This window comes from Streptomyces sp. NPDC104307, assembly GCF_055584045.1.
Genome location: NZ_JBVJMU010000001.1, coordinates 1,394,214 through 1,407,620, shown reverse-complemented (window position 1 = coordinate 1,407,620; position 13,407 = coordinate 1,394,214). Strand labels below are relative to the sequence as shown.

8 protein-coding genes are annotated in these 13,407 nt (G+C 72.0%); 4 read left to right on the top strand and 4 right to left on the bottom strand.

Translation table 11 applies throughout. The annotated features are described in order from the left end of the window. Window positions 1–25 precede the first annotated feature (25 nt). Complete coding sequence (locus tag ACZ601_RS05785) at window positions 26–1,393, top strand: DNA-3-methyladenine glycosylase 2 family protein (protein ID WP_469533892.1); 1,368 nt, start codon at window positions 26–28, stop codon at window positions 1,391–1,393. Window positions 1,394–1,396: 3 nt separating this feature from the next. On the opposite strand, the gene ACZ601_RS05780 is transcribed toward ACZ601_RS05785, so the two are convergent. The 3 genes from ACZ601_RS05780 to ACZ601_RS05770 form a co-directional block, all read right to left on the bottom strand. Beyond that, window positions 1,397–3,778, bottom strand: a complete 2,382-nt coding sequence (locus ACZ601_RS05780) for a glycosyl hydrolase family 95 catalytic domain-containing protein (RefSeq protein WP_469533364.1) — start codon at window positions 3,776–3,778, stop codon at window positions 1,397–1,399. 180 nt (window positions 3,779–3,958) lie between these two features. Continuing rightward, window positions 3,959–4,441, bottom strand: coding sequence for a DUF456 domain-containing protein (locus ACZ601_RS05775; RefSeq protein WP_469533361.1), 483 nt, complete (start codon window positions 4,439–4,441; stop codon window positions 3,959–3,961). A gap of 109 nt (window positions 4,442–4,550) precedes the next feature. Continuing rightward, complete coding sequence (locus ACZ601_RS05770; RefSeq protein WP_469533358.1) at window positions 4,551–5,540, bottom strand: helix-turn-helix domain-containing protein; 990 nt, start codon at window positions 5,538–5,540, stop codon at window positions 4,551–4,553. Window positions 5,541–5,751: 211 nt separating this feature from the next. Between ACZ601_RS05770 and ACZ601_RS05765 the strand changes: the two genes are divergently transcribed. The 3 genes from ACZ601_RS05765 to ACZ601_RS05755 all read left to right on the top strand — a co-directional run bounded on the left by ACZ601_RS05765 (window position 5,752) and on the right by ACZ601_RS05755 (window position 13,148). Continuing rightward, a complete protein-coding gene (locus ACZ601_RS05765) occupies window positions 5,752–9,519 on the top strand; it encodes a S8 family peptidase (RefSeq protein ID WP_469533355.1) in 3,768 nt (1,255 codons plus the stop codon). Window positions 9,520–9,659: 140 nt separating this feature from the next. Further along, window positions 9,660–11,291, top strand: coding sequence for a protein phosphatase 2C domain-containing protein (locus ACZ601_RS05760; protein ID WP_469533353.1), 1,632 nt, complete (start codon window positions 9,660–9,662; stop codon window positions 11,289–11,291). Between the two features lie 114 nt (window positions 11,292–11,405). Further along, window positions 11,406–13,148: a pyruvate dehydrogenase gene (locus ACZ601_RS05755; protein ID WP_469533350.1), complete on the top strand. Its 1,743-nt coding sequence runs from the start codon at window positions 11,406–11,408 to the stop codon at window positions 13,146–13,148. A gap of 75 nt (window positions 13,149–13,223) precedes the next feature. Here ACZ601_RS05755 and ACZ601_RS05750 read toward each other — a convergent pair. After that, on the bottom strand, window positions 13,224–13,407 hold a 184-nt coding region (locus ACZ601_RS05750; protein ID WP_469533347.1), incomplete at its 5' end, for an ALF repeat-containing protein.

Below are 13,407 nucleotides of genomic sequence, written 5' to 3'. Positions count from 1 at the left end.
GGGGTGCCGCACACTGGACGGTGTGATGGACGAAGAGACCAGGTACGAGGCGGTGAGCAGCCGCGACGCGCGTTTCGACGGGGAGTTCTTCTTCGCCGTCGAGACGACCGGCATCTACTGCCGGCCGAGCTGCCCCGCCGTCACCCCCAAGCGGAAGAACGTCCGCTTCTACCCGACCGCGGCCGCCGCCCAGGGCAACGGCTTCCGGGCGTGCAGGCGCTGCCGCCCGGACGCCGTTCCCGGCTCCGCCGACTGGAACGTCCGGGCCGATGTGGTCGGCCGCGCCATGCGGATGATCGGCGACGGCGTGGTGGACCGGGAGGGCGTCCCCGGTCTGGCCGGCCGGCTCGGCTACAGCTCCCGGCAGGTGCAGCGGCAGCTCAACGCGGAGCTGGGCGCCGGCCCGGTGGCCCTGGCGCGCGCCCAGCGCGCGCACACGGCCCGGGTACTCCTCCAGACCACCGCGCTGCCCGTCACCGAAGTCGTCTTCGCCGCCGGTTTCGCCAGCGTGCGCCAGTTCAACGACACGATCCGGCAGATCTACGCCCGCACCCCCAGCGAACTGCGCGCCGAGGCGGGCACCGGGCTGGGAGCGGCGGTCAAGGAGGCGCGCAGCACCGGAATCCCGCTCCGGCTCGCGCACCGGGGACCGTACGCCGCCCGCGAGGTCTTCGATCTGCTCGCCGCCGGGACGGTCGCCCGGATCGAGGAGGTCAGCGGCGAGCCCGGCGGCCGCACCTACCGCCGCACCCTGCGCCTTCCCTACGACACCGGTATCGCCGCCGTGGACGAGCGGTCCGCCGGGAGCTGGCTGGAGGCCCGCATCCACCTCACCGACCTGCGCGACCTGACCACGGCGGTGCAGCGGCTGCGCCGGCTCTTCGACCTGGACGCCGATCCGTACGCCGTCGACGAACTGCTCGCCGCCGATCCGCTGCTCGCCCCGCAGGTCGCCGCCCGCCCCGGGCTGCGCTCGCCGGGCGCCGCGGACCCCGAGGAGTTCGCCGTACGGGCCCTGGTCGGTCCGTCGGCCGCCGCGGAGCTCGTCGAGCTGTACGGGAAGCGGCTGGACGTGCCCTGCGGCGGGCTCACCCATGTGTTCCCCGAACCGGGCGTGCTGGCCGGTGCGGCGCCCGGTCCTGAGCTGCGGGCGCTGGCCACGGCACTGGCCGACGGCGGCGTACGGCTCGACGCGGGCGCGGACCGGGACGAGGCGGAGCAGGCCCTGTCGCGGCTGCCGGGCGTCGGACCGGAGACCGCGGCCCTGATCCGGATGCGCGCCCTTGGCGACCCGGACGTCGACCCGTACGGGACACCCGGCTCCGAGCGGTGGCGGCCGTGGCGTTCCTACGGCGTACGCCACGCGCGGTCCGTGAGCCGGGTGCCGGGCTGAGCCTCAGGCGGGCAGGCCCCAGCTGGGTGCCGGTTCGTTGGCGGTGACCGGGCGGACGGTGAGGTCCGGGCGGTCGCCCGCCGCGGTGATCAGCGCCGAATCGCCCTTGCGGAGCGGGATGCGGACCGAACCGTCGGGCAGCTGCTCGTGGTCCAGGCGGCGCCCGCGCCCGTCGCGGACCTCGACCGGGCCCTCGATGCCGTGCCGTACGACGCAGGGCGCGCCCGCCTCACTGGTGAGGCGCACCCACCGGGTCCGGCCCCCCTCCCGTACCGCGCTGAGCAGGAAGGCGCCCTGGGTGCGGAAGTCGTGCACGGTCAGCTCCTGCCAGGCGGCGGGCAGGGCGGGGAAGACCCTGACCGTGCCGCCCCAGGACTGACAGACCATGTCGTGCAGCGACTGGGCGGCAGAGAGCGGGGTCTCGATGACCGGTCCGGACTCCTTGTACATGGTGTTGGCCTGGATGAACCGGCTCATCAGCTGGCCCAGGTACTTCAGGGCGTCCTCGCCCTTGCCGAGCAGCGCCGACATGGAGGCCGCGCCGGTGAAGGTGTAGCCCTGGAGGGCGCCCTCGAAGCCGACCCAGTGCGCGAGGGACTTCTCGATCAGGGCGCGTTCGGCGTCGGTGGAGCCGTTGATCTCGTACAGCGGGTAGACCGCGAGCATGTGCGAGTAGTGCCGGTGGGACATCGCGAACGGCACCCCGGCGCCGATCATGAAGCCGTTCTCGTCCACCGGGTAAGGGGTGAGCCGGGCCAGGACCTCTTCCCAGCGGGCGGTCAGCGGGTCGCGGACGCCCAGTTCCCGGGCCGAGTCGAGCAGGGTGCGGCAGCCCCAGCGCAGCAGCATCAGGTCGTAGTTGCAGTCGGGGGCGTTGACGCCGTACTCCGGGGAGAAGGTCGCCGGCAGGTGCAGCTTGCCGTCCGCGCCCGGGGTGAGGAAGTGCAGGTAGTAGTTGACCGCCTTGCGCAGCAGCGGGAACAGGGTGTCCCGCAGGATCGAGCGGTCCATGGTGTGCCGGTAGGAGAGCCAGACGTTGTGCAGGGCCCAGGTCAGGTTGCCGACCTCCGGGGTGGGCGGGTCCTGGCCGGGGATGCCGACGCCGTACCCGCCGTCGGCCACGGCCGCGCCGTTGACCAGTTGCGGGTCGGTGGTGCGGGGGATGCCCGCCGAGTCGGCCCGGTAGGGGGCGGCGACTTCGCGGGAGAGCTGGTCGCGGAACTCGCTCAGGGCCCGGGTGACGGCGTCGAGTTCCAGGTGGTTGGAGCCGTGGATCAGCCAGTACTCCAGCTGGACGTTGAGGTTCCACCAGGTGTTGGGCCAGGGCGTCGGCTCCAGCCAGGGGCCGGAGGTGGCCATCACGGGCGCGTCCTTGCGGGCGGCAGAGGCCGTTTTGTACAGCTGGATCCAGTAGAACCGCTGGAGCCGGGCATCGGGCAGCGACAGGAAGCTCTGCCGGTAGAAGCGGTCCCACCAGACGCGGTGCGACACGGACAGCAGGGTGTACGGGAGGGCGGAAGCGACCGTGACGGTGCGCAGCGCGCGGTCGCGGGCGGTGTTCTTCGGGTAGGAGTGCGCGACGGTCGCGTACAGCGTGCGGGCCGCGCCCCGGGTCCGCTCGCGCCAGGCGGTGACGTGCTGTCCGCCGCCGAGCAGCGACTGCACGGCCGTGGAGGTGGCGCCGTGCTTCTCGACGACGGCCGGGGGGTTGCCGGTGTAGCCGTCGGGCAGCGGCTTGAACGCGGCCCTGGGGCTGATCGCCTCTGCCGGGTGGAAGATCCAGCGGAATTCCTTCTCGCCCGCGCTCGGGGTCACCTCGACGGCCAGTACGTCGCCGGTGGACTGGACGAAGGCGCGCAGCGTGAGGGTGCCGGCGGTGGTGGTGACGGTGCCCTGGAGTTCGGCCGTGTGCAGCCGCATCCGCCAGTCGACGCCGGTGATGGTGCCGGCCGGTTCCAGGGTGAAGTGGCCGATCGGGAGCCGGGCGAGGCCGAACAGTGAGCCGTACTCGGGGCGGTGGTCCTGGACCTCGGAGTGCTGGACGTTGAACCGGATCGCGGTGGTCTCGGCGCCGGGCTCCGCGTAGATGCCGGAGCCGAGCCGGCCGTTGCCCAGATAGGGGCCCTCGTACCAGGTCTTCGGCAGCTTCTGCCAGTGCAGATCGGCGTCGTCCAGGACGGTGTTCCAGCTGTCGGCGGGGGAGTGCACCGCGACCGGTGCGGCGGCTTCCGGGGCCGGGGCGGCGGCCTGGGCCGGGACGGCCGCGCCGCCCACCACGAGGGCGCCGCCGAGCGCGGTCCCGGTGGCGAGAACGGTTCGGCGGGAGGGCGCGGGCGAGGGGGGATCGGTGCGGGTGGAGGCGGCGGGGTCCGGTGCTGTGGGCAAGGCATCTCCTGGCGATTCGTACGCAGGCGGGCGCAGCAATTCATCCGAGCTATGTCTTCACGGAAGGTAGACTTGAGCCATCGGAGCGTCAATAGGGTGCGAGAGATCCGATGTGTTTCTATCCATGTGATTGGGCGCCGAATACGTGACGCCGAAGACGTAGCCACCGACCGGGGCGCGTCAGTGCCAGAGCAGTACGCCGAGCCAGGCCCCGGTCACCAGCAGACAGGCGAACAGTTCGGCCAGTACGGAGTAGCCGGTGGCCCGCATCACCGAGCGGACCGAGGCCCAGCCCGCCCCCCGGCTGCCCAGCCGCACCCGCTCCGCCCCGTAGATCACGCCCACGTACCCGAGGATCGCGCCCACCACCGGGACGACGAAGAAGCCGGCGATGGCGCCGACCCCGCCCAGCAGCAGCGTCCCGCGCGGCGCTCCCGACTCGCGCGGGCGGCGCGGCGGCAGGAGCGGCTTCAGCGCCTGGTTCAGCAGGAGGAGGGCCGTGGCGCCGATCAGTACGCCCCAGGCCGCCGGGGTGTTGTCCGCCAGCGCCCACCACAGCACCGCGGCCCAGACGATCGCCTGGCCGGGCACACCGGGCAGAAGTACGCCGATCAGGCCGAGCAATATGACCAGGCCGACGGCGACGAGCTGCCACACACTCATCTGACCAGCCTGCCGGACTCCGGCCGCTCCCGCCCGTCGTCGGTCCCGGGAGGCCCGTCGGTGCGGCGCGGCGGTGCGGCCCGTCGGCGTGGCTCGTCGGGCGGTGGGGTCAGGCGCGCGGCTCGCGGGACACCCAGCCCCGCTCGTAGGCGTGCCAGCCCAGCTGCAGCCGGGTCGACACCCCGGTGAGCTCCATCAGGCCCTTGACCCGGCGCTGCACGGTCCGCAGCCCGAGCTCCAGCTGTTTCGCGACACTGGCGTCGGTCAGCCCGGCCAGCAGCAGCGACAGGACCTCCAGATCCGTCGGATCCGGCCCGGTCGTCTCCTCCCGCACCATCCCGCTCTCCCCGAGCCGCAGCGGCATCGCCTCCCGCCACACCGCCTCGAACAGCCCCATCAGCGACTCCAGCAGCCCGGAGGCGTGCACGACCAGGGCCGCCGGCTCCGCGCCGCGACCGGTCAGCGGCACCATCGCCAGAGCGCCGTCCGCGACGACCAGCTTCGTCGGCACCCGGTCCACCACCCGGCAGTGCTCGTCACGGCTCAGCGCCGCCGACAGCTCCAGGATGCCCGACGGCAGCGCGAGCACCTCGCGCTCGACGACCACTCGGAACGTCACCCCCCGGGTGGCGGCCCGTTCCTCCGACTCGTTGTCGAGACCGCTGACCGCGATCGGCTTCCCGGTGACCAGGGCGCACACCTCGCTCGTCGCACCCAGCTGGAGCTGATGGAACCGGTGTGCCACCGCGCTCGCACCCGTGACCACCTCCACCAGGTCGTGGACGGCGGGCTCCGCGGCGTCCGCCCGGTACTCCTCCGCCAGCAGCGCCGCCGCCAGCTCCGCCTGCTCCAGCTCATGGCGCTGCTGCGTCAGCAGTGCGCCCAGCGCGACCCCCGGCGGCGCCGCCACCCACCGACCCGTACGGGCGGAGGACTGGGCGGCCAGACCGTGCTGCTCCAGCCGGCGCAGCGCCCGTTCGGTCTCCGGCTCCGGAAGGGCCAGCCGGTGTGCGAGATCGGGGACCTCCGCTGCCCCCACCGCCACCAGTGCGCGGTAGGCCGACTCCTGTATCTCGTCGAGTCCTATGGCTCCCAGCATCCCCGGACCCCTCCCCGGACGCAGTACTTCCGTGTCATCTCGTGCTCCCCGGGCGACCGGCCGTGGCGGAAAGCGGCCACGGCGTAAACCCGCCTCCGCACATCATCCCTGTACCGCCCGCCCCTCTGCCAATGTGGCGCCACCGCAGCACCAACAACTTCCGGATCAAGGCGCTTTGCGCTGCCTGTTCCGGTATCACTTGGGGAGAGCGATGCGTCCGATATCGCGTACGGCACTGGGGGCGGCCACCGCCGCCGTCCTGGCCGTCACGGTGATCGCGCCGTCCGTGGCAGCGCCACAGGACGACGCGACCGCGAAGAGACCACTCACCGGCAGCGCGGCGGCGGCCGCCAAGGCGGACAAGCCGGTCACCGTCACCCTGGTCACCGGCGACAAGGTGCTGGTGAGCACGGACAGTTCGGGGAACGCCACGGCCAACGCACTGGCCGGCGCGGACGGCACCGTCCCCCTCGTTCAGACCCGCCGCTCCGGCAAGGACCTCTACGTCTACCCGGACACCGCGGCCGAGGCGCTCGCCGCAGGCACGGTGGACGAGGAGCTCTTCAACGTCACCGGGCTGATCCGGCAGGGCTACGACGACGCGCACGCGGACTCCGTACCGCTCATCGCCACCTACACGGGGGACACCGCCCGCAGCGCGCACGCCACCCCGCGCGGCGCCGAACGCGGCATCGCCCTCCCGGTCATCGACGGGGTGGCGCTCAAGGCGGACAAGGAGAAGGCGGCCGGGTTCTGGGCCGACGTCACCGGCCCCCGGGCCCGCTCCGCCACCGGGCTGAAGAAGCTCTGGCTGGACCGCAAGGTCGCGGCCAGCCTCGACCGGTCCACCAAGCAGATCCGCGCCGACCTCGCCTGGGCCGCCGGATACGACGGCAAGGGCACCAAGGTCGCCGTCCTGGACACCGGCGCCGACGCCGGACACCCCGACCTCAAGGGCCGGATCGCCGCGTCGGAGAACTTCACCGACTCCGACACCACCGACGACCTCCAGGGCCACGGCACCCACACCCTCTCCACCGTGGGCGGTTCCGGCGCGGCCAGTGACGGCAAGCAGAAGGGCGTCGCCCCCGGCGCGGACCTGCTCGTCGGCAAGGTCCTCAACGACAGCGGCTCCGGCGACTCCTCCTGGATCATCGCGGGCATGCAATGGGCCGTCGACCAGAAGGCCGACGTCGTCTCCATGAGCCTGGGCAGCGCGACACCGACCGACTGCACCGACCCGATGAGCATGGCCGCGGAGGAGTTCGGCAAGAGCAAGGACACCCTGTTCGTCGTCGCGGCCGGAAACGCGGGCCCCGCCCTCAACACCGTCTCCTCACCCGGCTGCGCGCCCAGCGTGCTGACCGTCGGCGCGGTCGACCGGGACGACTCCACCGCCCAGTTCTCCAGCCGAGGCCCCGCCATCGGCGCGCACACCCTCAAGCCCGAGATCGCCGCGCCGGGCGTCGAGATCTCGGCGGCCGCGGCGGGCGGCCGGGGGATCTACGCCTACCAGTCGATGTCCGGCACCTCGATGGCCACCCCGCATGTCGCGGGCGCCGCCGCCATCGTCAAAGAACGCCACCCGGACTGGACCGCACAGCAGGTCAAGGCGGCACTCGTGTCGTCCGCGAAGAGCGACATCCCCGGTGACGTACGCGAGACCGGCGGCGGCCGGGTCGACGTCAAGGCGGCCATCGACACGACCGTCACCGGCGCGTCCGCCGTCCAGGGCGGCACCTTCAACTGGCCCCAGGACAAGACCGACCGCACCACCGTCCAGCTCCCGTACACCAACTCGGGCAGCAAGCCGGTCAAGCTGGCACTCAAGCTCCAGAGCGTCACCGGCAACGACGGTTCGGCCGTCGGGTCCGCCGTCGCCGCACTCGGCGCGAAGAGCGTCACCGTGCCGGCCGGAGCCACGGTCCAGGTCCCGCTGAAGCTCGACCCGACCGCGAAACTCCACGACAGCCAGTACGGCGATGTCACCGGCCGGGTCCTGGCCACCGCCCCCGGCGGGGTGAAGGTCTCCACCCCGTTCTCGCTGTACGTCGGCGCCGAGACCGTCACCCTGCGCGTCAAGCTGATCGACACCAACGGCGAACCCGCCGACGGCTCTTCGTCCCTCGACGTCATAGGCACCGACACCGCGAGCGGTGAGCGCCGGTTCAACGACGGCTCGACCGACCAGGTGTACCAGGTGCGTCCCGGCGCCTACTTCGTCTCCAGCTTCATCGTCTCGCCCGACCCGGAGGACGCCACCGGCACCCTCGCCAAGTCCGTCGGCTACCTGGCCAGGCCGCAGCTGAACGTCACCAAGGACACCACCCTGGTGCTCGACGCCCGCAAGGCGCACCGGGTCCAGGTGAAGACCCGCGACCGGGCCAGCGAGACCCGCAGCGGCACCCTCGCCTTCGGCCGCAGCTGGGACGATGCCTGGCTGCACGCCGGGTCCATCGCGGGCGGTAGCGCCATCAAGGACTACCGGGCCGACATCCGGGGCAAGGCCACTGACGGCGACTTCGAGTTCGACAGCTTCTGGCGCGCGTACGCCCCGCAGATCGAGAAGCTCTCGGTCGTGGGCGGCGCCACCCTCCACCCGACGACCGCGTCCGACGGCTCCGTCAACCTCGACGGCACCGGCCGCGCCGCGCTCGTCGACGCGGGGACCGGCACCCCAAAGGAGCTGAAGGCCGCCGGGGTCTCCGGCAGGATCGCGCTCGTCGGTGTCCCGGACGGTGGCAGCATCGTCACCCAGGCGCGTGACGCCAAGGCCGCCGGCGCGGTGGCGATCATCACGCACCGCCCGTCAGCGGGCCCCTGGCAGCCCTCCGTCGGATACGGCTCCGCGCCCCTGCCCTCGCTCGGCATCCAGGCCGACGAGGCGAAGGCCCTGACCGAGGCGCTGGCCGCCGGACCGGTGAAGCTGAGCTGGAAGGCCACCGCCGTCAGCCCGTTCGTCTACAACCTGGCCTTCTCCGAGACGGGCGACCTCACCTCGAACCGCACGTACGAGGTCAAGGACAAGGCGCTCGGCGCGGTCGAGTCCACCTATGAATCGATGGGCGTCAAGACCGACTTCGTCGACACTCTGCTCGTCTCCCGCCCCAATGGTGCGAGTTACGGTGTCGGCGCGTTCGACACCGTCGCCGCACCCGGCAAGCGCACCGAGTACTACACGGCGGGCGACACCAACTGGCAGCAGGCACTCTCCTCCAGCTTCCCCTGGGGCGAGTTCATGGTGGACAAGTTCCGTACCTACAAGGCTGGTTCCAAGCGTTCCTCGGAGTGGTACCGGGGCGTCGTCGTGCCGTCTGCACCCCGCGACGACCAGGGCGTGGAGCAGCTCGCCGCCGAACGCCAGGACAATCTGATCGGCGTCGCCCCGGGCTTCTGGAGCGACACCGAACACAGCGGCCTCCAGGGTTCCTTCGGGGACCTGGGCAATATGCGGCTCAGCAGCGGCGGCAAGGTGATCGGCGAGTCCGGCTGGCCGTCCGGGGTGTTCACCGTCCCGGCGGCGGACGCCGCCTACGAACTCACCATGATGACCGCGAAGTCGGGGCAGCCCGCCGCCGTGTGGAAGCGGTCCACCTCGACCGAGACCACCTGGAAGTTCCGTTCGCACCGGGACAAGAACGTCTACTCGCAGGGCATCCCACTGCTCTTCCCGGGCTATGACCTGCCCTCGGACGGGATGAAGACCCTTGCGGCGAAGGACGGTCAGAAGATCGGACTGAGCGTCACGGGCCATGCCGGCTACACGCCCGGCAAGGTAACCGCCGCCAAGGTCTCGTACTCGTACGACGGTGGCGAGACCTGGACGGCGGCCACCACCGCCCAGCGGGGCGGGCGCTGGACCGCGACCGTGAACCACGCGGACGCGGCCGGCAAGCCGGTCACCCTGCGGACCGAACTGACGGACGCCAAGGGCAACTCCGTCGTGCAGACCGTGACCGACGCCTACGCCGTGCGCTGACGCCGGATCACCCGACCGGTCCGCCGGGCGTCCTTCCCGTGGGGGGTGGGGCCGCCCGGCGGACCTCTTTCGCGGGGGGCCGAGGGCACTTTTTCGGGATGACCCGTTTTGCCGGGGCCCTCGCGGTGGACAATATGGGCATGAGTCAGCAGGGGGAGAGGCCCGCCGCCCAGGAGGACGACTGGTGGCGCAGGCTGTATGACGAATCCGCCCCGGACACCGGGGCGAGCCAGGCGGCCGACAGTCTCGACGACCGCTTCGACTCGGCGTCGGACGCGGTGGGGCCCGAGGACCGTGAGGCGTACGGGGCCGCGATACCTGAGCCGCGCATCGCGCCGACTGTCACGCCGCCCGGTCCGCCACCGCCACCACCCCTGGAGGAGCCCCCGCGCGCTCCCTGGGAGCCCCCGGCCGGAATCTCCCGGCCCCGTACGTTCGCGATTCCGGTGCCGGTGCCGGAACCAGAGCCGATACCGGAACGAGTACTGGCACCGGAACCAGTGCCGGCACCAGAACCGGAACCGGCGGACCCGGTTCCGCCACTCGCCGTCGCGCCGCCGCCCCCCGTCGTCGCGTCCCCGTCCCCGTCCCCCGCCGTCGACCCCCGCCTCGCGCAGCGTCCGCCGTCCGGCCGGGACGCCGAGGTGCCGTCCGGCCGGGACGCCGAGGTGCCGCCGCTGCCCAGGCGGCCGGTCTTCGAGCGGAACGAGGACGAACGGCAAGACGCCGACGCGGAGGCCCCGGCCGCCCCCGACGCCGGGGCGCGGGAGCCGCAGGAGCCGGAAGCGCACCGCCCCGTCTCGTACGTGGGTGCCAGGCCGCCCACGTACGACGCCGAGCCCACCGCGCTGCCCGCCACGGACCCGCACGAGATCCATGCGCTCGTCGCCGACACCGTGCTCGACGGCGCCCGCTACGGCACGTACACCCTGCGGGCCGCCTCCGTACGTGGTGACTCCGCTCGGTTCCGGGGCGAGCCCCGGCGCGACGCGCTGGTCACGGTGCGCTTCGGCGCCGCCGAGAACGCCCTCGTCCTGGTCGCCGTCGCGGGCGGCGCGCGCACGGCGGAGAGCGCGCATCCGGCCGCCGCCGACGCCTGCCGCTGGATCGCGGAGGCGGTCGGGCGCAGCCATGCCCGGCTCTCCGAGGACATAAGGGAGGGCCGCCGCGGCGAACTGAAATCCGGCCTGCACCGCCTTGCCGACCGCACCTACGGCAGGCTCCGCGCCCGCGCCGCCGAACTCGGTCTCGAACCGCACGAGTACACCGCGGGCCTGCGCTGCCTCCTGCTGTCCGGGGACCCCGGCTGCCGTACCCGGGTTTTCTTCGGCGTCGGCGGCGGAGGACTCTTCCGGCTGCGCGACGGCAGCTGGCAGGACCTCGAACCGGTGGTCCCGCACTCCGGCGAACTCACCGGGGAGGGAGTGGTCGGCTTCGGCTCCGCGTCACCCGAGAGCGGGCCCGACGGCGAACGGCTGACCATGGACCTGGGGATCACCACCGGTCCGGCCCCGTACATCGAGAGCCCGGTCCCACCGCCCGCAGAACCGTTCCGGTTCCGGGCCTCTGTCGCCCGGCCGGGCGACACCCTGCTGCTGTGCAGCAACGGGCTGGCCGATCCGCTGCGCGACGAGCCGGAGCTCGCCGCAGAACTGGCCGGACGCTGGGCACCGGGCCCCGCGCCGGGTCTCGCGGACTTCCTCGCGGACACCCAGCTCAGGGTCAAGGGATACGCCGACGACCGCACGGCCGTCGGCGTCTGGGAGGCGTAACCGCGCGGGCCATGGGTTGATGGACTCCGGAGAACCCGTCCGGGCGAGGTTTCGCGCCCCGGGGTCCCGGACAGCCGAACGTGCACGGAGCACAGGCAGAGGGAGCACGCACCCATGGCCAAGCAGAACGTGGCGGAGCAGTTCGTCGATGTCCTCTCCCGCGCGGGGGTCAAGCGCCTGTACGGGGTCGTCGGTGACAGCCTCAACCCGGTCGTCGACGCCATCCGCAGGCACGCGGACATGGACTGGATCCAGGTCAGACACGAGGAGACGGCCGCGTTCGCCGCAGGCGCGGAGGCGCAGATCACCGGCACGCTGGCGGCCTGCGCGGGCTCGTGCGGACCGGGAAACCTGCACCTCATCAACGGCCTCTACGACGCCCACCGCTCCATGGCACCCGTGCTCGCGCTCGCCTCGCACATCCCGTCGAGCGAGATCGGCCTCGGCTACTTCCAGGAGACCCATCCGGAGCTGCTCTTCCAGGAGTGCAGCCACTACAACGAGATGATCTCCAACCCCAGGCAGATGCCTCGGCTGCTCCAGACGGCCATCCAGCACGCGATCGGCCAGGGCGGCGTCAGCGTCGTCTCGATGCCGGGTGACATCGCCTCGCAGGCCGCGCCGGAGAAGACCATCGAGCACGCCCTGGTCACCTCGCGGCCCAGCGTGCGGCCCGGGGACGCGGAGATCGAGAAGCTCTGCCGGATGGTCGACGAGGCCAAACGGGTGACGCTGTTCTGCGGCAGCGGTACGGCGGGTGCGCACGCGGAGGTGATGGAGTTCGCGGAGCGGGTGAAGGCCCCCGTCGGGCACGCGCTGCGCGGCAAGGAGTGGATCCAGTACGACAACCCGTACGACGTCGGCATGAGCGGCCTGCTCGGTTACGGCGCCGCCTACGAGGCCACCAACGAGTGCGATCTGCTGATCCTGCTCGGCACGGACTTCCCGTACAACGCCTTCCTGCCCACCGATGTGAAGATCGTCCAGGTCGATGTGCGTCCCGAGCACCTGGGCCGCCGCTCCAAGCTCGACCTGGCGGTCTGGGGGGACGTCCGCGAGACGCTGCGCTGTCTGACCCCTCGGGTGAAGGCGAAGTCCGACCGCAAGTTCCTCGACCGGATGCTCAAGAAGCACGCCGACGCGCTGGAGGGTGTGATCAGCGCGTACACCCGCAAGGTCGAGAAGCACGTCCCGATCCATCCTGAGTACGTGGCCTCAGTCCTGGACGACCTCGCGGACGAGGATGCGGTGTTCACCGTCGACACCGGTATGTGCAACGTGTGGGCGGCCCGCTATCTCACCCCCAACGGCAAGCGTCGGGTGATCGGTTCGTTCAGCCACGGCTCGATGGCCAACGCGCTGCCGCAGGCCATCGGGGCGCAGTTCACGGACCGGAACCGTCAGGTCGTCTCGATGTCCGGGGACGGCGGATTCAGCATGCTGATGGGCGACTTCCTGACGCTGGTCCAGTACGACCTGCCGGTCAAGGTCGTGCTGTTCAACAACTCCGCGCTGGGCATGGTCGAACTGGAGATGCTGGTGGCGGGGCTGCCGTCGTTCGGTACGACCAACAAGAACCCGGACTTCGCGGCCATCGCGCGGGCCTCGGGCGCGTACGGCGTCCGGGTCGAAAAGCCCAAGCAACTCGAAGGGGCCTTGAAGGACGCGTTCAAGCACAAGGGCCCGGCGCTCGTCGACATCGTCACCGACCCCAACGCGCTCTCCATTCCGCCGAAGATCAGCGCGGACATGGTGACCGGGTTCGCGCTCTCCGCGAGCAAGATCGTGCTGGACGGCGGGGTGGGCCGGATGGTCCAGATGGCCCGCTCCAACCTCCGTAACGTGCCCCGCCCCTGAGGCCCCACGGCCGGAACGGCCGGAGCGGCTGGAACGGCCGGAGCCCCGTGGGGCCCCGGCCGCTCCGGTGGAGTCCTACGCGTCCACCTCGTACTGGCCGTGCTCCAGGAAGTAGCGCAGCTCCTCCGGAGTGCCGTCGATGACGGCCTCGGCCGCAGCCCGGAGCGCGCTGCTGATGTCCGGCTTGGCGAGGATGCGGGCTACGGCGACCCGGTCGTCCTCCGCCTGGGCGAGGCGGTAGCCGGTTTCGAGCCAGGCG

Coding starts and splice junctions, on each gene's coding strand:
- ACZ601_RS05785 (WP_469533892.1), top strand. CDS start 26: ATGGACGAAGAGACCAGGTACGAGGCGGTGAGCAGCCGCGACGCGCGT.
- ACZ601_RS05775 (WP_469533361.1), bottom strand. CDS start 4,441: ATGAGTGTGTGGCAGCTCGTCGCCGTCGGCCTGGTCATATTGCTCGGC.
- ACZ601_RS05770 (WP_469533358.1), bottom strand. CDS start 5,540: ATGCTGGGAGCCATAGGACTCGACGAGATACAGGAGTCGGCCTACCGC.
- ACZ601_RS05765 (WP_469533355.1), top strand. CDS start 5,752: ATGCGTCCGATATCGCGTACGGCACTGGGGGCGGCCACCGCCGCCGTC.
- ACZ601_RS05760 (WP_469533353.1), top strand. CDS start 9,660: ATGAGTCAGCAGGGGGAGAGGCCCGCCGCCCAGGAGGACGACTGGTGG.
- ACZ601_RS05755 (WP_469533350.1), top strand. CDS start 11,406: ATGGCCAAGCAGAACGTGGCGGAGCAGTTCGTCGATGTCCTCTCCCGC.